The 21,786-nt window shown below is 60.2% G+C and carries 22 protein-coding genes, 3 tRNA genes, 1 other RNA gene and 1 pseudogene; 15 read left to right on the top strand and 12 right to left on the bottom strand.

Annotated features, from left to right (window positions below):
- Window positions 1-5 precede the first annotated feature (5 nt).
- Complete coding sequence (locus DBO85_RS11455) at window positions 6-2,312, bottom strand: DUF1631 domain-containing protein (RefSeq protein ID WP_108107411.1); 2,307 nt, start codon at window positions 2,310-2,312, stop codon at window positions 6-8.
- 199 nt (window positions 2,313-2,511) lie between these two features.
- On the opposite strand from DBO85_RS11455, the gene DBO85_RS11450 reads away from it, so the two are divergent.
- From DBO85_RS11450 to DBO85_RS11440, 3 genes are all read left to right on the top strand, one after another.
- A tRNA-Asn gene (locus DBO85_RS11450) sits at window positions 2,512-2,587 on the top strand.
- 9 nt (window positions 2,588-2,596) lie between these two features.
- A tRNA-Pro gene (locus DBO85_RS11445) sits at window positions 2,597-2,673 on the top strand.
- A gap of 6 nt (window positions 2,674-2,679) precedes the next feature.
- Window positions 2,680-2,755, top strand: a tRNA-Lys gene (locus DBO85_RS11440).
- Window positions 2,756-2,797: 42 nt separating this feature from the next.
- Here DBO85_RS11440 and DBO85_RS11435 read toward each other — a convergent pair.
- Together DBO85_RS11435 and DBO85_RS11430 are read right to left on the bottom strand one after the other, a co-directional pair.
- Window positions 2,798-2,971, bottom strand: a complete 174-nt coding sequence (locus DBO85_RS11435) for a DUF3094 family protein (RefSeq protein ID WP_108107410.1) — start codon at window positions 2,969-2,971, stop codon at window positions 2,798-2,800.
- A 91-nt stretch (window positions 2,972-3,062) separates the two neighbouring features.
- Window positions 3,063-3,693, bottom strand: a pseudogene (locus DBO85_RS11430) (DUF1780 domain-containing protein).
- A 123-nt stretch (window positions 3,694-3,816) separates the two neighbouring features.
- Between DBO85_RS11430 and DBO85_RS11425 the strand changes: the two are divergent.
- The 3 genes from DBO85_RS11425 (at window position 3,817) to DBO85_RS11415 (ending at window position 5,320) form a co-directional block, all read left to right on the top strand.
- Window positions 3,817-4,308 (top strand): GNAT family N-acetyltransferase, encoded by a 492-nt coding sequence (locus DBO85_RS11425; protein WP_407681466.1) that lies wholly within the window; start codon window positions 3,817-3,819, stop codon window positions 4,306-4,308.
- Complete coding sequence (locus DBO85_RS11420) at window positions 4,305-4,988, top strand: energy-coupling factor ABC transporter permease (protein WP_108107408.1); 684 nt, start codon at window positions 4,305-4,307, stop codon at window positions 4,986-4,988. Before DBO85_RS11425 ends, DBO85_RS11420 begins: the two co-directional genes overlap by 4 nt.
- Window positions 4,989-5,104: 116 nt before the next feature.
- Entirely contained in the window at window positions 5,105-5,320 is a 216-nt protein-coding gene (locus tag DBO85_RS11415) for a hypothetical protein (RefSeq protein ID WP_108107407.1), read from the top strand.
- A gap of 5 nt (window positions 5,321-5,325) precedes the next feature.
- On the opposite strand, the gene yacG is transcribed toward DBO85_RS11415, so the two are convergent.
- The 5 genes from yacG to pilB all read right to left on the bottom strand — a co-directional run bounded on the left by yacG (window position 5,326) and on the right by pilB (window position 10,056).
- On the bottom strand, window positions 5,326-5,523 hold the full coding sequence (gene yacG / locus DBO85_RS11410) for a DNA gyrase inhibitor YacG (protein WP_108107406.1): 198 nt from the start codon (window positions 5,521-5,523) through the stop codon (window positions 5,326-5,328).
- Window positions 5,520-6,128 carry a dephospho-CoA kinase gene (coaE, locus tag DBO85_RS11405; RefSeq protein WP_108107405.1) on the bottom strand — a complete coding sequence of 203 codons (609 nt, stop codon included), beginning with the start codon at window positions 6,126-6,128 and terminating at the stop codon, window positions 5,520-5,522. Before coaE ends, yacG begins: the two co-directional genes overlap by 4 nt.
- A gap of 126 nt (window positions 6,129-6,254) precedes the next feature.
- On the bottom strand, window positions 6,255-7,124 hold the full coding sequence (locus tag DBO85_RS11400) for a prepilin peptidase (RefSeq protein ID WP_108107404.1): 870 nt from the start codon (window positions 7,122-7,124) through the stop codon (window positions 6,255-6,257).
- A gap of 2 nt (window positions 7,125-7,126) precedes the next feature.
- Entirely contained in the window at window positions 7,127-8,350 is a 1,224-nt protein-coding gene (locus tag DBO85_RS11395) for a type II secretion system F family protein (RefSeq protein ID WP_108107403.1), read from the bottom strand.
- 2 nt (window positions 8,351-8,352) lie between these two features.
- A complete protein-coding gene (gene pilB / locus DBO85_RS11390) occupies window positions 8,353-10,056 on the bottom strand; it encodes a type IV-A pilus assembly ATPase PilB (RefSeq protein ID WP_108107402.1) in 1,704 nt (567 codons plus the stop codon).
- Window positions 10,057-10,290: 234 nt separating this feature from the next.
- Between pilB and DBO85_RS11385 the strand changes: the two genes are divergently transcribed.
- Window positions 10,291-10,791: a pilin gene (locus tag DBO85_RS11385; protein WP_108107401.1), complete on the top strand. Its 501-nt coding sequence runs from the start codon at window positions 10,291-10,293 to the stop codon at window positions 10,789-10,791.
- 83 nt (window positions 10,792-10,874) lie between these two features.
- Window positions 10,875-11,309 carry a pilin gene (locus tag DBO85_RS19445; RefSeq protein ID WP_108107400.1) on the top strand — a complete coding sequence of 145 codons (435 nt, stop codon included), beginning with the start codon at window positions 10,875-10,877 and terminating at the stop codon, window positions 11,307-11,309.
- A 718-nt stretch (window positions 11,310-12,027) separates the two neighbouring features.
- Here DBO85_RS19445 and ssrA read toward each other — a convergent pair.
- Window positions 12,028-12,420, bottom strand: a transfer-messenger RNA (tmRNA) gene (gene ssrA, locus DBO85_RS11375).
- Window positions 12,421-12,547: 127 nt separating this feature from the next.
- Window positions 12,548-13,030, bottom strand: coding sequence for an SsrA-binding protein SmpB (smpB, locus tag DBO85_RS11370; RefSeq protein ID WP_108107399.1), 483 nt, complete (start codon window positions 13,028-13,030; stop codon window positions 12,548-12,550).
- Window positions 13,031-13,147: 117 nt separating this feature from the next.
- On the opposite strand from smpB, the gene DBO85_RS11365 reads away from it, so the two are divergent.
- On the top strand, window positions 13,148-13,582 hold the full coding sequence (locus DBO85_RS11365; protein WP_108107398.1) for a type II toxin-antitoxin system RatA family toxin: 435 nt from the start codon (window positions 13,148-13,150) through the stop codon (window positions 13,580-13,582).
- Window positions 13,575-13,886, top strand: coding sequence for an RnfH family protein (locus tag DBO85_RS11360; RefSeq protein WP_108107397.1), 312 nt, complete (start codon window positions 13,575-13,577; stop codon window positions 13,884-13,886). Before DBO85_RS11365 ends, DBO85_RS11360 begins: the two co-directional genes overlap by 8 nt.
- Window positions 13,887-13,943: 57 nt before the next feature.
- Here DBO85_RS11360 and DBO85_RS11355 read toward each other — a convergent pair whose 3' ends face one another.
- A complete protein-coding gene (locus DBO85_RS11355; RefSeq protein WP_108107396.1) occupies window positions 13,944-14,459 on the bottom strand; it encodes an outer membrane protein assembly factor BamE in 516 nt (171 codons plus the stop codon).
- Window positions 14,460-14,552: 93 nt separating this feature from the next.
- Here DBO85_RS11355 and fur point away from each other — a divergent pair, with 93 nt between their 5' ends.
- On the top strand, window positions 14,553-14,957 hold the full coding sequence (gene fur / locus DBO85_RS11350) for a ferric iron uptake transcriptional regulator (protein WP_108107395.1): 405 nt from the start codon (window positions 14,553-14,555) through the stop codon (window positions 14,955-14,957).
- Between the two features lie 56 nt (window positions 14,958-15,013).
- On the opposite strand, the gene recN is transcribed toward fur, so the two are convergent.
- Window positions 15,014-16,681, bottom strand: coding sequence for a DNA repair protein RecN (gene recN / locus DBO85_RS11345; RefSeq protein WP_108107394.1), 1,668 nt, complete (start codon window positions 16,679-16,681; stop codon window positions 15,014-15,016).
- Between the two features lie 146 nt (window positions 16,682-16,827).
- On the opposite strand from recN, the gene grpE reads away from it, so the two are divergent.
- The 4 genes from grpE to dapB all read left to right on the top strand — a co-directional run bounded on the left by grpE (window position 16,828) and on the right by dapB (window position 21,588).
- The gene (gene grpE / locus DBO85_RS11340) at window positions 16,828-17,439 is read left to right on the top strand and encodes a nucleotide exchange factor GrpE (protein ID WP_325051552.1); all 612 of its coding nucleotides are present in this window, start codon (window positions 16,828-16,830) and stop codon (window positions 17,437-17,439) included.
- 97 nt (window positions 17,440-17,536) lie between these two features.
- A complete protein-coding gene (dnaK, locus tag DBO85_RS11335) occupies window positions 17,537-19,453 on the top strand; it encodes a molecular chaperone DnaK (RefSeq protein ID WP_108107392.1) in 1,917 nt (638 codons plus the stop codon).
- 113 nt (window positions 19,454-19,566) lie between these two features.
- A complete protein-coding gene (dnaJ, locus tag DBO85_RS11330) occupies window positions 19,567-20,700 on the top strand; it encodes a molecular chaperone DnaJ (RefSeq protein ID WP_108107391.1) in 1,134 nt (377 codons plus the stop codon).
- Window positions 20,701-20,784: 84 nt separating this feature from the next.
- Complete coding sequence (gene dapB, locus DBO85_RS11325) at window positions 20,785-21,588, top strand: 4-hydroxy-tetrahydrodipicolinate reductase (protein WP_108107390.1); 804 nt, start codon at window positions 20,785-20,787, stop codon at window positions 21,586-21,588.
- Window positions 21,589-21,786 lie beyond the last annotated feature (198 nt).

The following is a 21,786-nucleotide window of genomic DNA, read 5'->3' as shown; positions in this document are numbered from 1 at the left end:
CTCTCTCAACTTGATACCGCCGTTCGCCCAGTGATTTTCTGCAGGACCCGATAGATGGCCCCAAGTGCCCGGTCGACCAGCGGCTTGTCGCTTTCAGGTCTGAGGATGCGTGCCAGGCCGGCTTCCATTTCGCTGGCCAGCAGAGTGATCGGTTTTATCGCGACACGTTGTCCGCTGTGATCAACGAACATGTAGTTCCGGGTTGTCGGACTGAACCAGGATAGTTTGAGTGTGCGCGTCTGACTGTCTTCGACAAATTCGAACCAGGTCCCGAATTCGACATCGCCAAGTTCCTTGACCAGCGCCTGGGCGGCAGCCGAAAGGCCGGAAGGCTTCGGTGCGTTCAGCAGGCTCGCATCTTCTCCGAGCATCGCGCCGAGAGGGCTCTCTTGCAGCTTGGGTTTCAGGCGGTTGGCCAGGGACGGTTGCTTTGCCTGCACTGCATGCTGGCAGGCGACCATGTCCTGCAGTAGCCGTCGTATGCCGTCCTCGTGATAGCCGCCTAGCAGCTCAAGCCCCCTGCGCAAGTCCTCGAGCAACGGCAGGCGCAGCTGCTGGAGTTTGCCCTGATCGACTTCGCTCAAGGGCGTGCCGCTCCAGGCCAGTTGCTCCGCCACCTCTTTGCCACGCTCCCATTCGTCGCTCTGCACGCCGTGGCGCAGCAGGATGAACACCAGAACGTCGGTCCAGGTGAGCTCGAGAAAATTGCGAATGATGGCTGGGGGCTGGCGGTTGCTGAGAACGCTGGCGATGACATCAAGAGCGAGACGGCGCGCGTCCAGTAGGCGGTCACGCCCCTTGGCTGCCTCGACGGCTCGGCGCTCGCGAAGCTCGACCTTGTGTCGCAGCGTAGTCACGTACTCGTCGAACTCGCTGCGCAGGCTTTCAAACAGTTCGACGCCCTGGTCGTAGCCATGAATGATCTGCTCGACGACCCAGTGCATTTTCGACAGCAGCCCGCCATCTTCCTCGTCACCGCCATACAGCACGCCAGCTTGCGCCATGCCGTTGAGTAGGCGGCGGGCAGGATGATCGTGGCGGGTGAACAGAGCCTTGTCCTGCAGGGCAACCTTCAGGTAGGGCGTATGCAGGTGTGACAGCAGAGTTTTACAGCTGGTTGGCAGGTTTTCGTCATCCAGGATGAAGTCGAAGAGCATGCCGACCAGGTCGATGACGTCCGCTTCCCGGTCGGCGAGGCGGTGATCGTCAGGCTGGCTGGTGGAGGTTTCCAGTTGGCTATGCAGATTGGCCTTGAGGTCGGCGACCTGTTGTGGCTGCTGCAGTCTCTGGGCCAGTTCCTGTGCGGACTGGCGCTGCAGCCGATCAAGCGCCTCAAGCAGCTGGTCGGCGCTGTAGGTGCGCGTTGCTCCGCTGGGCGCAAAACTGGAAATGCTCTGGGTGCCGCCGAGCAGCGGGGCCAGCGGGTCGCGCTGGCGCTGTTCGACCAGCAGACTGGACAAACCGCTGAACAGGATGCTCGGATCGTCGGAAGGCGGGGCGCTCAGGTCTACCGCGATCTGTTTAGCAGGGCTTTCACTGCGCTGCGCTGCGGGCGGCGCCTGCTCGGGTTGGTCTTCAGGGTGCTCAGGAGTGCCGCGAGAAGGTGTCTTCTGCGCGCTGAACTTGAGGTTGGGCAGTACGCCTGCTTCCACCAAGCGCTTGTTCATTGCGTCGTACAGATCGTCCAGGCCCTGCATGACGTGCTGGTCGAACAGGACATAAAGGATGGTCTTGATGCGCAGCGGAAAGGTGCAGGGCGCAAGTGCATCGCGAAATGCCTGGGCGATTGCCTGGGGCCCGAAAGGATTGTCGACCTCCTCGAACTTTTGCCCTCCGGTCAGCAGTGCGAGTCGCTGGTCCAGGGCAAAAAGCGCCTGCACGCAGCGCGTCTTTATACGGCTCACCATATTGGTGACCAGAAGACTTTCTTCGTAATCGTCATTCTGGATCAGGCTGAGATGATCCGCGTCGACCTCGGCGCTTTCCTCTTTCTTCAGGCGTCCGGCAAGAAAGTCGTCAAGATTGCGAGCTATCTGCTGATGATAGCTGCGCTCGATTAGCGGCTTCTGCTTGCGTATGTCGCGCATGCTGTCGAAGAACAGCGTCTGCACCTGATTGGTTTCGGCTTTTTCGGCACAACTGAAAAGGGTGTCATCAACTTGGGCGAAAACGCCGGTCAGGTGCTCCGCGAGGCGGTTCATCGCAAGTTTTCGGCAGTCCAGCACCAGCTCGCCATAGCGCGGCTGAATGCCGCGCCCGGCCAAAGGTTCGATTGGCTTGGTAATGCTGGGAGGAGTGCCGGAGCTACTCATGGACGAGCCTGCCTGAATGTGTGAAGGATGCATCCTGCTCGATCACATCGCTGCCAACATATAGCAGTCCGTCACGGGGATGAAAAGCCCTCCGTGCGTTATGAGCGCAGTGCTTGACAGATACTTTTCTAACCGTAAAATGGCGCGCCTCTGATACGGGATTAGACATTGTGTCCCGCTCAGAGATGGAAGCTTCAGTTCCGCGATAGCTCAGTCGGTAGAGCAAATGACTGTTAATCATTGGGTCCCTGGTTCGAGTCCAGGTCGCGGAGCCAAATTTTCCTCGGGGTATAGCGCAGTCCGGTAGCGCGCCTGCTTTGGGAGCAGGATGTCGGGAGTTCGAATCCCCCTACCCCGACCATTTCCCGGGTCGTTAGCTCAGTTGGTAGAGCAGTTGGCTTTTAACCAATTGGTCGTAGGTTCGAATCCTACACGACCCACCATTTTCCTCTGGCAGACCCTGCGCACCTTGCGCCAAAACGCGGTCAGTCGACGAGCATGCCCAGCATTCTGCTGAGTAGACCCAGTCCCAGCACGATGAGCAGAACCACCGCAAGCATCAGCAGCGGACGGAAGGGTTTGCGCTCCACTTGGTGTTGCGGCGCACTCAGATAGCTGTCTACCTTCTGCTGGTCTTCGGGTGTCAGTTTGCTGGTCACCTTGCGTCCTCTTTAGCTTTCTTGTCAGTTTTTCGATGGTGCCACTGTCGCGCATGGCTTGGCGAGGCCGGGTCCATCCATGTCGGCCGACTCACAATCCCGCGCCGACGTCGAAAAGCACTGTTCGTCCCAGATTGCTGCGCAGGATCTCAGGCGCATCCGAGTGGGCAAATAGTACTCGTGCGTAGGTCGGTCCGACGATCGACAGCGATCGCCAACCCTGGCGGACGTATTCGCTGGGTGGAGGAAAGTGGCTATTGGCGTCCAGTGTGGTGCGCTTGAGGCTGACGAAGGCAAGTAGATCAAGGTCGCCGGCATCAATCCCCCTTTCCAGATAGTTATGGGCCTTCTTGCGCAGCGTGGTTGCCAGGTGCGACTGGAGCTCGCTTGCCGAGATTCTGCGCGGGCGCTTTTCGCGGCGGACAAGTTGGCGCAGGGAGAATGCCTGGCGCCGACGCTCCAGCTCCGCGCGCCACTCGTCATTCAGGCGACGACCTTCGTCGAGCACGAAGAACACTTCGAAGTTCGCCTCGCGAAAGATCACATCGGGAGGCTCATGCATCGCCGATGCGGAACTCATCCGTTCGATAGCTCACGTTCAGCGCCTGCAGCAGGCGCTGGCAGACCCAGCGCTCGCGCTCCCATTTGCGGGCGTTGCTCAAGAATTCGTTCGCCTGCTCTGCCTGGCGAGTCAGCAGTGCTAGAAAGTCCGCGTCCTTCATGGCGCGCTCCGTCGTTCCAAGGTACCCGTTTGGCAGCTGACAGTGTCGGGCTGCGTCGGCGAGTATGCGACATTCAGGTCAGTGAATGCGCTTGCGCGCAGCGCTTAGAATTCCCGTGTTGCCTTGGAGATTCCCCTTTTGATCATACGTACGCTGATCCCTGCCGATCACTCTGCGGCTCTGGATCTGTGGCGCAGCTGTCCGGGTATTCAATTGCGCGCTGAAGATGGCTACGCAGGCTTGTGCGCATACCTGCAGCGTAATCCAGGGCTCAGTCTGGCCGGCGAGGTCGATGGCGTGCTCGTTGCTACGCTGCTGGCGGGGCATGACGGTCGTCGCGGCTATCTGCAGCACCTGGTTGTTGCTCCAGCGATGCGACGGCACGGATATGCACGCAGACTGCTGGATGAGGCTGCGCGGCGGCTGCACGAGCAGGGCATAGGCAAAGCACATGTCTTCGTACTGCGTGACGCTGTCGATGCGATGCCTTTCTGGGGTAGTCAGCCTGGCTGGCAGCAGCGTGATGATATCCAGGTCTATTCCACCTTGAGCGGGGATGAGGGCGTGGTGAGTGTGGGGGCGGGGTCGAGTGGGGCGTGGGAGCGCGCGAAATGATTGCCGCTGAACTGCTGGCAGATTCGACGCGAGCGCTGGGCTGGCTGATCTATCTGCCGGTGCTGGCGTGGGCCGCGTGGCGAGCGCCCTGGCTGGAGCTTTTCAGTGACTTGCGCCGGCAGCACCTGCTATTCGGCACTACGCTGGCAGTCTTTTTGCTGTGGCTGGTCCGGCGTGATTTCGATTCAGGACTTTCCTTTCATTTCATCGGTATGACCGCAGTGACGCTGTTGCTCGACTGGCCGCTGGCACTGCTCTGTGGGGCGCTTGCTCAGGTCGGGCTGATGCTGCTTGGCAGGCAGGATCTTGCGGCGGCTGGTGTAAACGGGGTGCTTCTCGTCGCGCTTCCAGTGCTGATCGCCGAGGTTTGCGCGCTGCTGGTAGAGCGGCGGCAGCCGCGCAACCTGTTCGTCTACATCTTCTTCAGTGGTTTCTTTCCCGCAGCCCTCACTGCGTCCGTCTGCCTGCTGCTGGGCACCGCGCTTCTATGGCACGACGGACTGTTCCCGCTGCCGCCATGGCTGGATGATTTTGCTGCCTATCTGTGGCTGATTACCTTTCCCGAGGCATTCATCAATGGAACCGTGATTGCCGCCCTGGTGGTGTTCTGTCCTGAATGGCTGGAGACGTTCAACCGTACGCGCTATCTGCAGGCGCCTTGGCGAGGCGATGATGAGTAGTGCGATGGGAGGCAGATAGAGAGGGTGAATAGTAGGGCGCCTTTGATCTGCGTCAGCCTTGGTTAAGGTGTTGCGGGCCCAAGCTGCTCTCCAGTCATTCGAATCGAGGAACAGACATGGGCGTACATCAGTGGGCTGCTGAAGAGCTTCAGCTCATCCTGCAGCGGGCCGGTGCGGAAGGGTACGAAGAGGTGATGGCGCTGCGCGCGTTGCTCAGTGCGGTCGTCGAGCGGAGCAAGACCTGCCGTGGCATCGACGACCTGGCGCAGGAGCTGGAGTTTCTGGCGGCCAATCTGGACGACGGGCGCGACTACGCTTTCATGCGGCCCTGAGTTGTTCAGTGCTCGCGCGAGGGGAGGTCGGTGGAGAAGATGTCATCGAGCGGCTCGCCCGGGATGGCGTGCTCCTCTGCGGCCCATGCCCCCAGGTCGATGAGCTTGCAGCGTTCCGAACAGAAAGGTCTGGATGGACTTTGCGGACCCCATTCGACTGGAGCGCCGCAGGTTGGGCAGTCGACCGTTACCGGGTTGCTCATGGCTTGCCTCCCTTGAGAGTCAGATAGAAGTTGTGCAGCCGCTTGACCTCGGAGCGCAGCCAGTCTGGGTCGCGGTCGTTGAGCAGTACGTCGTCAGCGTGGCGTAGGCGCTCCTCGCGGCTGGTCTGTACCTTCAGAATTGCGCGGATCTGCTCTTCGCTGGCCTGGTCGCGTCGCATGCTGCGCTGCAGTTGCAGTTCAAGCGGTACGTCAATCAGCAGAACGCGCTGCATGCTCCGGTATTGCCCGGACTCGATCAGTAGTGGTGAGACCAGAATCGCATAAGGCGAGGTGGCGCGGCTCAGGTGGTTCTGGATTTCCTGACGTATCAGTGGGTGCAGAAGCTCCTCAAGCCAGCGGCGTTGCGCCGGATCCTGGAATACACGCTGCCGCAGGGTGGAGCGATCCAGTGTCCCGTCGGGGAGCAAAATCGCGTCGCCGAAACGCTGAGATATCTCGCTGAGCGCCGGGCGTCCGGGTTCAACGACCCAGCGCGCGGCGTCATCGGCGTCCACCAGATGTACGCCTAGGTCGGCAAAGTGACTGGCGGCTGCGCTCTTGCCGCTGCCGATACCGCCGGTAAGTCCGAGTAGCCAGGGAGTCATGCCTGTCGAGTTTCCCGTGGACGAAAAGGCGTGCAGTAGTAACCGCTGAGCGCGCGCGTGGCAAGAGCTGGTGCGTGTTGGATCACTGGAGGCGATGCTCAAGCGACAGTTAAAGTCGCTTGAGCGCTAGAAGCGTGCGACTTGCAGGTAGGCGCTGGTGATCTGCTCGCCCCAGATCAGCGCAATCCAGCCGGCGATGGCGAGGTAGGGCCCGAAGGGGATTGGCGTGCTGGTTTCAGCGTTGCGCAGACGCAGGGTGGCAATACCGATCACCGCGCCCACCAGCGACGACAGCAGTATCGTCAGCGGCAGCACCTGCCAGCCACCCCAGGCGCCGAGCATGGCCAGCAGCTTGAAGTCACCATGGCCCATACCTTCCTTGCCAGTCAGGAGCTTGAATGCCCAGTACACGGACCACAGGCTCAGGTAACCAGCCATCGCGCCCCAGAGCGCGTCTTCCAGGCTGGTGAAGAGGCCGATGGCGTTCAGTCCCAGTCCGAGCCAGAGCAGGGGGAGAACCAGCGCGTCCGGTAGCAACTGATGATCGACATCGATCATGCTCATCGCCAGCAGGCCCCAGGTCAGCAGTAGCATTGCGCCGCCTTGCCAGGTGAAGCCGAAATGCCAGGCAATGAAGGCAGAGAGCACCCCGCACGCGAGTTCGACCAGCGGATAGCGCTTGTTGATCGGCTTGCTGCAACCAGAGCACTTGCCTCGCAGAAACAGCCAGCTAACTACCGGAATGTTCTCCCAGGGGCGAATCTCGTGAGCACAGTGCGGGCAGCTGGAATTGGGCAGGAACAGGTTGAATGGTTCGCTCTTCGCCTGTTCAGGTAGCTCCAGGACTTCCCTCGCCTGGGCTTCCCATTCGTTCTGCATCATCTTCGGCAGGCGATAGATCAATACGTTGAGGAAGCTGCCGATCAGCAGGCCTATGATCAGAGCGAATAAAACAAAGGCCAGCACGTGGCTGGCCAGAAATTCTACAAGAGCCATTTTTAAATCACATTGCCCAGCTGGAAGATAGGCAGATACATCGCGATGATCAGGCCGCCAACCAGGACACCAAGGACGGCCATGATGATGGGCTCCATAAGTGCGGTAAGACCGTCAACCATATTGTCGACTTCTTCTTCGTAGAAGCTGGCGACCTTGTCTAGCATCTCGTCCAGTGCGCCAGACTCTTCACCGATTGCGGTCATTTGCACCGCCATGGCGGGGAAGGCGTTGGTCGTACGCATTGAGAAGTTAAGCTGCATGCCGGTGGAGACGTCAGCCTTGATCTTGTTCACCGCGTTCTTGAAAACCACATTGCCGGTTGCGCCAGCGACCGAGTCTAGGGCCTCTACAAGTGGTACGCCTGCCGCAAATGTGGTTGACAGCGTGCGTGCATAGCGAGCCACCGATGATTTGTAGATGATGTCGCCAACCACCGGCATCTTGAGGATGCCCCGATCCACCGCATCTCGAAATTTCTGCGATTTCTTGTGAGCCGTTTGGAAAGCAAATGCGCTACCCACCATCGCGGCTAATATGGCCAGCCACCAGGTCTGGATAAATTCGGAGATGCCGATGACCATCAGCGTGAATGCTGGCAGCTCCGCTCCAAAACTGGAGAACACATCTTCAAATTGTGGGACTACTTTGATTAGCAGAATTGCGGTAACGATGATCGCTACCACCACCACCGCAATCGGGTAGTTCATCGCCTTCTTGATCTTGGCCTTTAGCGCTTCGGTCTTTTCCTTGTACGTGGCAATCCGGTCCAACAGGTTTTCCAAGGCGCCAGCCTGCTCACCGGAGTCCACCAGGTTGCAGTAGAGCTCGTCGAAATACTGAGGCTTCTTGCGCAGCGACGTGGCAAAGCTGTTACCAGCAGCAACCTCCTGTTTTACCTCGTCGATCAATTTACGCATGTTCGGGTTTTCGAAGCCCTCGCCAATGATGTCGAACGACTGCAATAGCGGTACGCCGGCCTTCATCATTGTCGCCATCTGGCGGGTAAAGAGAGCGATATCAAGCGGTTTGATCTTTTTCCCGGAACCGAAAGACAGCGCAGACTTTTTGACTACCTTGGTCGGATTGATGCCCTGCTTGCGCAGTTGAGCTTTGACCAGTGCGGGATTCTGTCCGGAAACCTCGCCCTTGACCTTGACGCCCTTGCGATCCGTGCCTTCCCAGCGGAACGCACTGGTCTTCGCTGCTGCTGCTTTCTGTGCCATGGTTAATCCTTGGTGACGCGGTTGACTTCTTCAAGACTGGTCACGCCCTGCATGGCCTTGAGCAGGCCGGAAGCGCGCAGATCGTTGAAGCCATCCTCGCGCATCTGGGTGGCGATATCGATAGAGTTACCTTCCTCCATGATAATCCGCTGCAGCGATGGCGTGTTTTTAACTACTTCATAAATCCCGACCCTGCCCTTGTAACCACCCTTGCAGTTTTCACAGCCTACGGGGCCGTAGATCTTGAAGGTGCCGATCTTGTCTGCGGGGAATCCTTCGGCAAGAAGCACATCCTTCGGCACATCCACTTCCTTCTTGCAGCTATTGCACAGCTTGCGCGCCAGGCGCTGGGCGATGATCAGATTCACTGATGTGGCGATATTGAACGAGGGGACGCCCATGTTGCGCAGGCGCGTAAGAGTTTCGGCGGCGCTGTTGGTGTGCAACGTGGACATGACCATATGGCCGGTCTGGGCTGCTTTGACGGCAATGGATGCGGTATCCAGATCGCGAATCTCGCCGACCATGATGATGTCCGGATCCTGACGCAAGAAGGCGCGTAGTGCGGCGGTGAAGTCCATGCCCTGCTTGGGATTGACGTTCACCTGGTTGATGCCTTCGAGGTTGATCTCGACGGGGTCTTCTGCGGTCGAAATATTCACATCAGGTGTATTGAGGATATTCAGTCCGGTATACAGCGAAACTGTCTTCCCCGAACCAGTAGGGCCGGTCACGAGGATCATTCCCTGCGGCTGCTTGAGAGCATTCATGTACAGCTCTTTCTGCGCTTCCTCGTAGCCCAGCGCGTCGATGCCCATCTGAGCGCTGGTGGGATCGAGGATTCGCATCACGATCTTCTCGCCCCACAAGGTAGGCAGCGTGTTCACGCGAAAATCGATGGCCTTGTTTTTGGATATGCGCATTTTGATCCGGCCGTCCTGCGGCTTGCGGCGTTCGGATATATCGAGTGAGGCCATGACCTTGAGTCGCGCGGAAATGCGTGGCGCGAGCTGGATAGGTGGGCGCGCCACCTCGTGCAATATGCCGTCAGTTCGGAAGCGGACCCGATAAGTTTTCTCATAGGGCTCGAAGTGCAGGTCCGATGAACCGCCCTTGATCGCATCCAGCAGCATCTTGTTGACGAAGCGCACCACGGGCGCATCATCGGCGTCGCCGCCGTTGGCGCTGTCCTGCTTCTCCTCATCAGGGTTCTCGATATCGAAGCCGTCCAGGTCGACATCGCCCAGATCTTCCATGCCGTTGCTGGCGTTGTCGAAGAACTTGTCGATGGCTTCGCCCAGCTTGTCATCTTCGACCAGAATGACTTCCGCGTTCAGGCCAGTGCTGAACTGGACATCGGTAATCGCTTGCTGGTTGGTCGGGTCGGAGGCTGCAATGAACAGCTTGTTTCCGCGCTTCCAGAGTGGCAGTACCCGATGTTGGCGGATCAGTTTCTCGCTGACCGCCTCCTTTGGTTGGCTCTCTTTGTCCAGAGCTGTCAGATCGAAGTAGGCAATGCCGAACTGATCTGCTGCCAGCTCCGCCAGCGGGCGACTCTTGATCAGCTTGTTCTGCACCAGGTAGGTGACCAGGGAAAGGTGATTACGCTGTGCCTGGATGGTTGCCTGCTGGGCGGTTTTTTCATCCAGCAAATTGGCCAGGACCAGCTGCCGGGCCAGGCCTGTGAGACTGACGGCTTCATTCATATTAGTGGCAGCTCATGTTCTTGCTTTGGCTGCCTTATAGCCTGTTTGGCCAAGGCTGCCAAATCAGCTCCGGGAGGGTGCCGTAAATTGTCAGTAAATGGCTTGCTCGGTTGGTCGGGGTGGCGGCTCTTAGAGGCCGCAGGCCACAAATGGGCAGATGTCCCTTGTTGGCACGCTAGATGCTTTAGCCGGTTCCAGGTCTTTGGGCCTGCCAACTTTCCTAGGAGACACTCAATGAAAGCTCAAAAAGGCTTTACCCTCATCGAGCTGATGATCGTGGTTGCGATCATCGGCATCCTGGCGGCCATCGCCATCCCGCAATACCAGAACTACATCGCTCGTTCCCAGGTTTCCCGCGTGATGGGTGAGGCTGGCAACCTGAAGACTCCGGTCGAGCAGTGCCTGCTGAACGGCAATACCGGTACTGTGCACAGCAACGTCCCGAGCGGTACCCCGGTTCCTCCTGGTGATTGCGTCGTTGACGCTACCGCCTCTTCGCTGGTGGCCGGTGCAGCACAAGGTTCGGGTAGTGGCGCTCCTCCCGGCACTGGCTACCCTCAAGTCGCGTTGGCCGCTGCCGCGGGTGCGACTTCGAGTGTAACTGCCACCTTTGGCAGCGGGGCGGCTACTGATCTCGCTGGCCAAACACTCATCTGGGAGCGTAGTCCTGAAGGTACCTGGACTTGCACTACCACCGTCGAAGAGAAGTATCGTCCGCGTGGTTGCCAGAACTAATCTGGTGTAGTCCAAAAGCGCCTCGCCTAGTGCGGGGCGTTTTTTTAAGTGGCATTTGGTTTTTGGGGTGACAGGGGAGCAGTATGCGCAGTTTTGCCAAGGGTTTTACCCTGTTAGAGCTGATGATAGTTGTTGCCATCATTGCGCTTCTTGCGGCGATAGCAGTCCCGATCTACTTGCAATATGTCAATCGAACTCAGGTTGTGCGTGCACATGCTGAGCTGTCGGCGTACAAGACTCCGATGGAGGAGTATCTCTCCCGTGGTCAGTTCGTTGTCAGTAACCTCGAGTTGGGGTTTGTTCAGTCGACTATCACGCTACCCGCTCCGAATATCGCAAACTTCAATCCGGATGGTTCTGGTGCGCTGGAGGTCACTCTGGGTGGTGGGGTGAGTTCCGATATTTCTGGTGCTCGAGTCGTCCTGACCCGCACTGCAACTGGCGACTGGTCCTGTTTGTTGGATGGCTCTGCAGCGAGCGCCTGGAAGCCGTATTACATTCCAGCAGGCTGCCTTTAGCTGTGCGGGCTGGTTTGCGCTGAGGTTCCTTGCGGCGCTCAGCCCAGAAGCCGCACCGCGTGGCCGAGTTGATTGCTTCATGGTTCGATTTGTATGGGTGCTCGATTCGGACTGAAGGTCGCGAAGCAAGGGCCGGATTTGCTCGCCAAGCGCGTAAGCAGTCCTCCGCGCCAGGCTTGGTCAGTAGATCTACGATCATGATCGACGCGTCGGACAAGGTGCGGCGTATCAGTCGAGACACTAATCAATCCACCAGGCGAGCCACCTGCGCTCGGTTCAGGTGGGTTCCGTTGCCTGGGACTGACCGGCCACGCCAGCGCGCTGGAGCTGGTTAAACCATTCAGTATTGAAGGGCGGGAGCTGTCGTGAGCTGCCTCGTAGTACTCCTTGAAGTGATTCGGCATGGCTGCGATATCACCCGCATATGTAGCTGATTACCCTGATTTTCTTGCGCGCGGCTACAAAGTCAGGCCGCTCAAGCACTCCGCTCATACGGTAGGTCAGTCACTTTATGCATAAGGGCAGGAGCGTCCTCGTCTGTAGAAGTCCTTGATCGCTCCGGTTTGGCGCTGACGATGCGTATTTGGCCCCGATTGTCTGGAGAGCGCTGTAAAGCTCAGTTCTCAGGCAGCTGTGACAGTTGTTGGGCAGTCGCTAGGTGTAGAAAAGGAAAAGCCCCTAAAATTCGCTTCGGAATCAGGGGCTTAGGTTTTTCAATTGGTGGAGCCGGGGGGATTTGAACCCCCGTCCGCCAGTACTCCGCTGTCGGTACTACATGCTTAGCCAGATCTACTGAGTTAACCCGCGACCGCCCGATTGGCAGGGTGTTTTGGGCGAGTTGTGTGAGTTTTAGCCGTTTCGTCCACAACGTACTACGCGGCGATCCTGTTCTATATGACAATCACGTCGGGTTTACAGGCATCCCCTAGTGATTGCTGGCGCCGAAGCGACCAGAGGGGAAGGGCTAAGGCTGCTTACGCAGCGAGAGCGTAGTCCCCGTAGGTTTCGTCATTGGCAACTATAAAAGTTGCAACAGTGGATTTACGAGTTCTGTTACCAACTCGGCATGCACCTAAAGTTTTGTTACCGGCGTCGAATCCTAATCGGCCCCAGGGTCTTGCGCTTGTGTAACGCCTGCAGTGTAAGCCAGAGACGCTGGTGGCGTCGATGGGCATTCACAGTCGGCTGTCTGATAGATGGGGGCGCCGCAGGGCTTTTCAAGGGCGTGGCAGAGCCGTTTACTCGTCCTTGCCCTTGCTGCGTACGGCGCGCTGGATCTCCCGGTCGGAGTCGCGCTCTTTCTCGGTATGGCGCTTGTCGAATTCCTTCTTTCCCTTGGCCAGGGCGATCTCGCACTTGATCAGGTGCTTCTTCCAGTACAGCGCCAGTGCCACGCAGGCATAACCTTTCTGCTGCACTGCGCCGAACAGCTTGCCCAGCTCGCGCTGGTGCAGGAGCAGTTTGCGGGTGCGAGTCGGGTCCGCAATGACGTGGGTGCTGGCAGTCTTTAGTGGTGTGATGTGGCAGCCCATCAACCAGGCTTCGCCGTCCTTGAGTAGGATGTAGCTGTCTACCAGCTGCGCCTTGCCGGCACGCAAACTTTTCACTTCCCAGCCGGACAGGGCGACGCCGGCCTCGAACTTCTGCTCGATGAAGTAATCGTGAAGCGCCTTCTTGTTCAGCGCGATGGTGCCCGAGGGGTGTTTCTTCTGCTTGGCCATAGGCGGCGCATTATAGGGGCAGTCAGGGCGTCTGGCGACAGCGTGCTTGAGGGTTGCGACCGCAATGCTCGACAATGCGCAACGTTCCCTAACGACTCGACAAGGGCAAGTATCCGGATGACCACGCGAATTCAGCGCTCGGCGCTGTTGCCGTATCCCGCGCAGGCGCTTTACGACCTAGTCAATGATGTGGCTCGGTATCCCGAATTCCTCCCCTGGTGCTCGAAGGCCGAGGTGATGGAGGTCTCCGAAACGCATATGCGTGCGGCATTGACTGTTGCAAAGGGCGGCGCGAGTCAGCGCTTCGTCACGCTCAATGGGTTGCGCGGCGGCGAGCGGATAGAGATGCAGCTGCAGGAAGGACCGTTTACCCAGCTGCACGGGATATGGGACTTCAAGGCGCTGAACGAGAAGGCCTGCAAGATCAGCCTGGATCTGTCCTTCGATTACTCGGGGCCGCTGGTCAAGGCCACGCTGGGGCCATTGTTCAATCAGGCCGCCAATACCCTGGTCGATGCCTTCTGCCAGCGTGCAAAGGAGCTTCATGGATAAGCAGAGCATTGCGGTCGAGGTGGCCTATGCACTGGCCGATAAGCAGAAACTCATCCGACTGACCGTTCCAGCGGGTACCACCGTGCGCCAGGCAGCGTTGCGTTCGGGGATGGATGCGCATTTCCCCGAGGTTGATCTGGCGAATGCGCCGCTGGGGATATTTGGCAAAGCAGTGGCCAAGCCGGATGAGCGGGTGCTGGAGGAGGGGGAGCGGGTGGAGATCTATCGTCCGCTGATCGCTGATCCGAAGGAGGTTCGCAAGCAGCGGGCGGCAAAAGCTGCGAAGGAGAAGGCAGGGGAGTAGTGCAGCGATCGAGCCGGCTCGAATGTCTCGGCCGGCTGGTTTTGAAGCGTTGCTGAGTTACTGCGGCGAGGTTTCCAGCGGTTCGGGGATCGGCACCGCTACAGGCTCTGCGCTGTCGACTTCCTGCTGAATCTGCTCTAGCAGGCTGCCCGGGCGAGGTGCAGGCTGCTCGCGGTCTGGCGCGCTTTCCTGGCGAACGCTGCTGCCGGGGCTGCCGAGGATTGCTTCGTCACGGCTGACGCCGGGCATGAAGTCGCCCGCCAGGCCGGCCAGTTGATCATTGCCGTTGAATATCAGGCTGACACGTTCCTGCAGGCGTTCGCCGCCGCCGGGCTGGATGCTGTAGAGGTAATCCCAGCGATTGGCGTGGAAGGTGTCGGTGATCAGCGGGTTGCCCATGATGAAGCGGACTTGACTGCGGGTCATGCCGGGGCGCAATTGGTCGATCATGTCCTGGGTGACGACATTGCCTTGCTGGATGTCGATCTTGTACACGCCGGGGAATGAACAACCGCCCAGGGCGAGCAACCCGGTCAGGGAGAGGCTGGTCAGCAAGAGCTTGGTGTTTTGCATCGGGGGGCGACTTCCACTATCTTGGCTGGGCAAATAAACCCGGATCATACCCTCATTGGAGGAAGCTGCGAAGCAGCATCGAGAAACCCCACCATGGTAGAAAATAGCGAACTACGCAAAGCTGGCCTGAAAGTGACCCTTCCGCGGGTAAAGATTCTGCAGATGCTGGACTCCGCCGAGCAGCGTCACATGAGCGCGGAAGATGTGTACAAGGCGCTGATGGAGGCAGGTGAGGATGTCGGCCTGGCCACCGTATACCGAGTTCTGACCCAGTTCGAGGCGGCGGGTCTGGTGGTGCGCCATAACTTCGATGGCGGGCATGCCGTGTTCGAGCTGGCTGACAGCGGCCATCACGACCACATGGTCTGTGTCGACAGTGGCGAGGTCATCGAATTCATGGATGCCGAGATCGAGCGCCGTCAGCGCGAGATCGTCAAAGAGCACGGCTTCGAGCTGGTGGATCACAACCTCGTGTTGTACGTGCGCAAAGCCAAGTAGGTATTTGTTGCGATGAAAAAGGCGACCCTGGGGTCGCCTTTTTCATGTGCGAAAGTTCAGGCGCTGGCCAGCAGCTTCTTGGCGTGTGCCAGCGATTCTTCGGTGAGGTCGACGCCTCCCAACATCCGGGCGACCTCTTCAATTCTGCCTGCCTTGTCCAGTGTTGCGACCGCCGTCTGTGTCTGGTCGCTGCCGCGCTGCTTGTGCACGAACAGATGCTGATGGCCCTGCGCAGCGACCTGGGGCAGGTGGGTGACGGTCAGGACCTGACCGCGCTCGCCAAGCCTGCGCAGCATCTGTCCGACGACTTCTGCTGTCGGGCCGCCGATGCCGACGTCCACCTCATCGAATACCAGTGTCGGAACTCTCGAGGTCTGTGCCGTAGTGACCTGGATCGCCAGGCTGATCCGCGAAAGCTCGCCTCCAGAGGCGACCTTGGCCAGAGCCCGGAGCGGCTGTCCCGGATTCGCGCTGACCAGGAACTCCACCTGCTCAAGGCCGGCCGGGTGCAGGTCTTCGCCCGTGCCGGCACTGAACTCCACGCTGAAGCGCCCGCCGGGCATGCCCAGGGTCTGGATCTCCGTTTCGACTGCAGTGCAGAGCGCAGAGGCGGCAGTACGGCGCAGTTGGCTGAGCTCCTCGGCCTTGTCCTGGTAGTGGCGGGCGTAGGCGGCGAGTTCTTCCTCCAGTCGGGTGATGGCCTCTTCGTCCGCGCTCAGCGACTCCAGCTCGTCAAGCAGGCGTTGCTGTAGTGCGAGTAGCTCCGGCGGTTGAGCCCGGTGCTTGCGGGCCAGGCTGTAGATGGCGTCGAGTCGATCTTCGACCGCCTGCTGGCGGGCCGGGTCGGCGTCGAAGTGGTCGAGGAAGCGATTCAGCTCGCCGACCGCTTCTTCTACTTGGATCTGTGCGCTGGCCAACAGGTTGATCGCCTCGCCCATGGCGGCAGGTGGGTTCTGGAATGCGCCCAGGCGTTGCAGGCTGGCGGTGAGCGCAGAAAGAACGTTGCCGGCATCGTTCTCGCTACAGAGCTCGGTCACCTGGCGGCATGCGGCCAGCAGGCTCTCCGCGTTGCTCAGCTGCTTGTGTTCGCGTTCCAGTTCGTCCAGCTCATTGTCACCCAGGGCGAGGTTTTCCAGTTCTTCCAGCTGATAGCTGAGCAACTGGTGCCGGGCACGCTGTTCCTCGCCGCTGCTGGAGACGCGTTCCAGCTCGTTGCGCGTCTGCTTCCAGCGTTGCGCTGCCAGCTGAACCTGGCGCGCCAGCTCGGCGCCGCCGGCGTATTCGTCGAGCAGGCGGCGGTGGGTTTCGGTCTTCAGTAGCGACTGGTGCTCATGCTGGCTGTGGATGTCGATCAGCAGTTCGCCCAGCGCCTTGAGGTCGCCCAGAGGGCAGGGCGTACCGTTTATGTAGGCGCGGGAACGGCCTTCCGCGGTGATCACCCGTCGCAGGATGCAGGGGCCGTCCTGCTCCAGGTCGCGCTCGGAGAGCCATTGTCGGGCTTCGGGAATGCTGGTCAGGTCGAAGCTGGCGAGGATGTCGGCCTTGTCGGCGCCGATGCGCACGGCGCTGCTGTCGGTGCGGTCGCCGAGAGCCAGGCCCAGCGCATCGAGCATGATCGACTTGCCGGCACCGGTCTCGCCGGTAATGACCGACATGCCCTTCTTGAGCTCGAGATCCAGGTGGTCGACGATGGCGTAATTGTTGACGGAGAGATGGACCAGCATGGTGGTGGCTCCGAAATTGAGTGCTGGGTATTTATACAGTGTTCTGGCTGGGCGTATCAAGCCGGTCGCCCGCGGATTTCTCGCCTGTCGCTCCTGAGTGGCGCGTTGCCCTTGAAGAGTGGCGCCGCGCCCCCATATAGCGGCACATGCCCGGGCAGTCGCCCACAGAACAGATGAAGGAGGACGGCATGGCCGACGAGCAGAACCTGGACAATCAGAACGCTGACAACCTTGATGAACAGGCATCCGTGGGTTCCGAGGATCTTGGGTCCCGGGTTCAGGTGCTCGAGGAGCAGCTGGCTGCCGCCCAGGATCAGGCGTTGCGCGTCGCCGCAGAGATGCAGAACCTGCGTCGTCGCGCCGAGCAGGATATCGAGAAGGCGCACAAGTTTGCCCTAGAGAAGTTCGCCAACGACCTGCTGCCGGTAATGGATAGTCTGGAGCGCGGCCTCGAGCTGTCGGACCCGAATGACGAATCCATACGTCCGATGCGCGAAGGGGTCGAGCTGACCTTGAAGCTCTTTGCCGATGTGTTGGCGCGTCATCAGTTGGTTGCGGTCTCGCCTGTGGGCGAGCCGTTCAATCCCGAGCATCACCAGGCCATGGCAATGGAAGAGAGCATCCACGCCGAACCTGGCAGCGTGCTCAAGGTGTTCCAGAAGGGTTACCTGCTCAGTGGTCGCCTGCTGCGTCCGGCGATGGTCGTGGTCAGCAAGGCGCCGGCTCAGCCGCAACCTTCGATCGATGAGCAGGCTTGAAATTTCCACGCTGACCCCCATCTGGTGAGTCAAGCGATTCAGTGCTGCCGAGACGGCATGGCGCAGTTCGGCGAATTCAAATTTCGGAGAGTATGAAATGGGCAAAATCATCGGTATCGACCTGGGGACCACCAACTCCTGCGTCTCCATTCTGGAAAACGGCATCGTCAAGGTGATCGAGAACGCCGAAGGCGGCCGCACCACCCCCTCGATCGTTGCCTACGCCAACGATGGCGAGATTCTGGTTGGCCAGTCGGCCAAGCGCCAGGCTGTGACCAACCCGCACAACACCCTGTATGCGGTGAAGCGTCTGATCGGCCGCCGCTTCGACGAAGAAGTGGTGCAGAAAGACATCCAGATGGTGCCGTACAAGATCACCAAGGCCGACAACGGCGATGCCTGGGTCGAGGTGAACGGCCAGAAGATGGCTCCTCCGCAGATCTCTGCGGAGATCCTGAAGAAGATGAAGAAGACCGCCGAGGACTACCTGGGCGAGCCGGTCACCGAAGCGGTCATCACCGTTCCGGCGTACTTCAACGACAGCCAGCGTCAGGCAACCAAGGATGCCGGCCGCATCGCCGGGCTGGACGTCAAGCGCATCATCAACGAGCCGACCGCGGCTGCACTGGCCTATGGCATGGACAAGGCCAAGGGCGACCACACCGTGATCGTCTATGACCTGGGCGGCGGTACCTTCGACGTGTCGGTGATCGAGATCGCCGAGGTCGACGGTGAGCATCAGTTCGAAGTGCTGGCCACCAATGGCGATACCTTCCTCGGTGGTGAGGATTTTGACATCCGCCTGATCGACTATCTCGTCGACGAGTTCAAGAAGGAAAGCGGCATCAACCTCAAGGGTGATCCGCTGGCCATGCAGCGCCTGAAGGAATCGGCAGAGAAGGCCAAGATCGAGCTGTCCTCGAGCCAGTCGACCGACGTCAACCTGCCGTACATCACTGCAGACGCTTCGGGTCCGAAGCACCTGAACGTGAAGATTTCCCGCGCCAAGCTGGAGTCGCTGGTCGAGGACCTGGTCGAGCGCACCATCGAGCCATGCCGCATCGCACTCAAGGATGCCGGCATCGACGTGGCCAAGATCGACGACGTGATTCTGGTCGGTGGTCAGACCCGCATGCCGCTGGTGCAGCAGAAGGTTGCGGCCTTCTTCGGCAAGGACGCGCGCAAGGACGTCAACCCGGACGAAGCAGTCGCCATGGGTGCAGCCATCCAGGGCGCGGTCCTGGCCGGTGACGTCAAGGACGTGCTGTTGCTCGACGTCTCCCCGCTGACCCTGGGTATCGAGACCATGGGTGGCGTGATGACCGCGCTGATCGAGAAGAACACCACCATCCCGACCAAGAAGTCGCAGGTGTTCTCTACCGCTGACGATAACCAGGCTGCGGTGACCATCCACGTCCTGCAGGGCGAGCGCAAGCAGGCCGCGCAGAACAAGTCGCTGGGCAAGTTCGACCTGGCCGACATTCCGCCGGCGCCGCGCGGCGTGCCGCAGATCGAAGTCACCTTCGACATCGATGCCAACGGCATCCTGCACGTGTCCGCCAAGGACAAGGCCACCGGCAAGTCGCAGTCGATCGTGATCAAGGCCAACTCCGGTCTCTCCGATGAAGAGATCGAGAAGATGGTCCGCGATGCTGAGGCCAATGCCGAAGAGGACCGCAAGTTCGAAGAGCTGGCGACCGCGCGCAACCAGGGCGACGCACTGGTTCACTCGACCCGCAAGATGCTGGTCGAGGCGGGTGACAAGGCCACCGCTGACGAGAAGGCGGCCATCGAGAAGGCGCTGGGCGAACTGGAAGTGGCGATCAAGGGCGACGACAAGACCGCCATCGAGGCGGGCATCAACGCGCTGTCCCAGGCCACCACTCCGCTGGCGCAGAAGATGTACGCCGAGCAGGGCCAGGCTGCCGATGCGACCCAGGCCGATGACGGTGCGCGGGACGCCGGCGACGACGTGGTCGACGCCGAGTTCGAAGAAGTGAAGGACAACAAGTAAGCCTGGTTTGCGCTTCCCACCATCGATCGTCGATGGACGCTGTACGCCGCGCGGGAGCCAGTCTCCCGCGTCGGCGTATCTGGAAGAGATGAATTTTAGAGTGCAGCAGAACGATGGCTAAACGTGACTACTACGAAGTGCTCGGTGTCGAGCGCGGCGCCGATGAGGCGGCCCTGAAGAAGGCCTATCGCCGGCTGGCGATGAAATACCACCCGGACCGCAACCCGGACGACAAGGCTGCCGAGGAGAAATTCAAGGAGGCCAACGAGGCCTACGAAGTGCTCTCCGACGCGGCGAAGCGCTCGGCGTACGATCAGTACGGGCATGCCGGGGTCGATCCGAGTATGGGTGGCGGGGCAGGCGGGGCCGGATTCGCCGGCGGCGCGAACTTCTCCGACATCTTCGGCGACGTGTTCAGTGACTTCTTCGGTGGCGCACGTGGCGGTTCGCGCGGCGGTCCGCAGCGCGGCAGTGATCTGCGCTACACGCTGGAACTCGACCTGGAAGAGGCAGTACGTGGCACCACCGTGACCATCCGTGTGCCGACGCTGGTGTCGTGCAAGACCTGCGACGGCTCCGGTGCCAAGAAGGGCACCAGCCCCACCACCTGTACCACCTGTGGCGGTATCGGTCAGGTGCGCATGCAGCAGGGTTTCTTCTCGGTCCAGCAGACCTGTCCACGTTGCCACGGCAGCGGCAAGATGATCAGCGACCCGTGCGGCAGCTGTCATGGCCAGGGTCGTGTGGAGGAACACAAGACCCTGTCGGTCAAGGTGCCGGCCGGTGTCGACAGTGGTGATCGCATCCGCCTGTCCGGTGAGGGCGAGGCGGGTAACCAGGGTGGTCCGGCCGGCGATCTGTATGTCGTGGTGAATGTCCGCGAGCACTCGATCTTCCAGCGCGACGGCAAGCATCTGTACTGCGAGGTGCCGATCAGCTTCGCCGACGCGGCGCTGGGTGGTGAGTTGGAGGTGCCGACGCTGGATGGTCGGGTCAAGCTGAAGATTCCCGAGGGCACACAGACCGGCAAGCTGTTCCGCCTGCGCGGCAAGGGCGTTGCGCCTGTGCGGGGTGGTCCGGCTGGCGATCTGATGTGCCGGGTGGCGGTGGAGACGCCGGTCAACCTGGACAAGCGCCAGCGTGAGCTGCTCGAGGAGTTCCGTGCTTCGCTGCAGGGCGACGGCTCGCATTCGCCCAAGGCCAGCGGCTGGTTCGAGGGCATGAAGCGCTTCTTCGGCGACATTTAAACGAGCTCGGGGGGCGGACGCAGGAGGCCTGAGGCGTTCTGGTCCGGCTTTCGGTCTCAGGCTTCCAGCTTGGAGCTTTCTTGTATGCGACGTATTGCAGTGATGGGCGCCGCTGGGCGCATGGGCAAGCATCTGATCGAGGCGGTCGTGCAGGCCGCTGGTGCGGGGCTGACTGCCGCGGTCGACCGGCCGGACAGCAGTCTGATCGGTGCTGACGCCGGGGAGCTGGTTGCGCAGGGGCGCATCGGCGTACCGCTGTCGGCGGAGCTGGTGGGTGTGCTGGACGAATTCGACGTGTTGATCGACTTCACTCACCCGAGCGTGACGCTGCGCAATCTGGCGATCTGTCGCGAGGCGGGCAAGGCGATGGTCATCGGCACCACCGGTTTCACCGTCGAGGAGAAGAAGCAGCTGAGCGAGGCGGCCAAGGAAATCCCGATCGTTTTCGCTGCCAACTACAGCGTCGGTGTGAATCTGTGTCTGAAGTTGCTGGATACCGCTGCGCGGGTGCTCGGCGATGACGTCGACATCGAGATCATCGAGGCGCATCACCGGCATAAGGTCGATGCGCCATCGGGTACCGCGCTGCGCATGGGTGAAGTGGTGGCGGATGCGCTGGGGCGTGATCTGCAGAAGGTCGCGGTCTACGGGCGGGAGGGTCAGACCGGTGCTCGCGAGCGTGAGACCATCGGCTTCGCCACTGTGCGGGCGGGAGATGTGGTCGGCGATCATACCGTGCTGTTTGCGGCTGATGGTGAACGCGTGGAAATCACTCACAAGGCGTCGAGCCGCATGACCTTCGCCAAGGGCGCCGTGCGTGCTGCGCTCTGGCTCGAGGGGCGTCCGGCAGGGCTCTACGATATGCAGGATGTGCTCGGGCTGGCCTGATGCGCGCGTGTCCGGACGATGCGGACTCGTTCCTGTCGTCTGGTTTGGCCCTCTTTTTGCCTAGACCGAAATGGCGTTTTCCTGTAGGCTCGCCGCCTTAGTGTGTCCATTAAAAGTTGCGCAGAAATGGTTTCGAACAAAAAAGCGGGATGACCTTCACACGTCATCCCGCTTTTTTACAATCTGCGTTTGCTTCTG

This window comes from Pseudomonas mangrovi, from assembly GCF_003052585.1.
GTDB classification, from domain to species: Bacteria; Pseudomonadota; Gammaproteobacteria; order Pseudomonadales; family Pseudomonadaceae; genus Aquipseudomonas; species Aquipseudomonas mangrovi.
The sequence above is the reverse complement of the archived record's forward strand: the minus strand, read 5'-3'. Positions and strand labels throughout refer to the sequence as shown.

Coding starts and splice junctions, on each gene's coding strand:
- DBO85_RS11415 (WP_108107407.1), top strand. CDS start 5,105: ATGGGCGTACATCAGTGGGCTGCTGAAGAGCTTCAGCTCATCCTGCAG.
- DBO85_RS11420 (WP_108107408.1), top strand. CDS start 4,305: ATGATTGCCGCTGAACTGCTGGCAGATTCGACGCGAGCGCTGGGCTGG.
- DBO85_RS19445 (WP_108107400.1), top strand. CDS start 10,875: ATGCGCAGTTTTGCCAAGGGTTTTACCCTGTTAGAGCTGATGATAGTT.
- DBO85_RS11395 (WP_108107403.1), bottom strand. CDS start 8,350: ATGGCACAGAAAGCAGCAGCAGCGAAGACCAGTGCGTTCCGCTGGGAA.
- DBO85_RS11455 (WP_108107411.1), bottom strand. CDS start 2,312: ATGAGTAGCTCCGGCACTCCTCCCAGCATTACCAAGCCAATCGAACCT.
- fur (WP_108107395.1), top strand. CDS start 14,553: ATGGTAGAAAATAGCGAACTACGCAAAGCTGGCCTGAAAGTGACCCTT.
- DBO85_RS11400 (WP_108107404.1), bottom strand. CDS start 7,124: ATGGCTCTTGTAGAATTTCTGGCCAGCCACGTGCTGGCCTTTGTTTTA.
- grpE (WP_325051552.1), top strand. CDS start 16,828: ATGCCCGGGCAGTCGCCCACAGAACAGATGAAGGAGGACGGCATGGCC.
- dnaK (WP_108107392.1), top strand. CDS start 17,537: ATGGGCAAAATCATCGGTATCGACCTGGGGACCACCAACTCCTGCGTC.
- dapB (WP_108107390.1), top strand. CDS start 20,785: ATGCGACGTATTGCAGTGATGGGCGCCGCTGGGCGCATGGGCAAGCAT.
- yacG (WP_108107406.1), bottom strand. CDS start 5,523: ATGAGCAACCCGGTAACGGTCGACTGCCCAACCTGCGGCGCTCCAGTC.
- DBO85_RS11365 (WP_108107398.1), top strand. CDS start 13,148: ATGACCACGCGAATTCAGCGCTCGGCGCTGTTGCCGTATCCCGCGCAG.
- DBO85_RS11385 (WP_108107401.1), top strand. CDS start 10,291: ATGAAAGCTCAAAAAGGCTTTACCCTCATCGAGCTGATGATCGTGGTT.
- pilB (WP_108107402.1), bottom strand. CDS start 10,056: ATGAATGAAGCCGTCAGTCTCACAGGCCTGGCCCGGCAGCTGGTCCTG.
- smpB (WP_108107399.1), bottom strand. CDS start 13,030: ATGGCCAAGCAGAAGAAACACCCCTCGGGCACCATCGCGCTGAACAAG.
- DBO85_RS11355 (WP_108107396.1), bottom strand. CDS start 14,459: ATGCAAAACACCAAGCTCTTGCTGACCAGCCTCTCCCTGACCGGGTTG.
- recN (WP_108107394.1), bottom strand. CDS start 16,681: ATGCTGGTCCATCTCTCCGTCAACAATTACGCCATCGTCGACCACCTG.
- dnaJ (WP_108107391.1), top strand. CDS start 19,567: ATGGCTAAACGTGACTACTACGAAGTGCTCGGTGTCGAGCGCGGCGCC.
- coaE (WP_108107405.1), bottom strand. CDS start 6,128: ATGACTCCCTGGCTACTCGGACTTACCGGCGGTATCGGCAGCGGCAAG.
- DBO85_RS11360 (WP_108107397.1), top strand. CDS start 13,575: ATGGATAAGCAGAGCATTGCGGTCGAGGTGGCCTATGCACTGGCCGAT.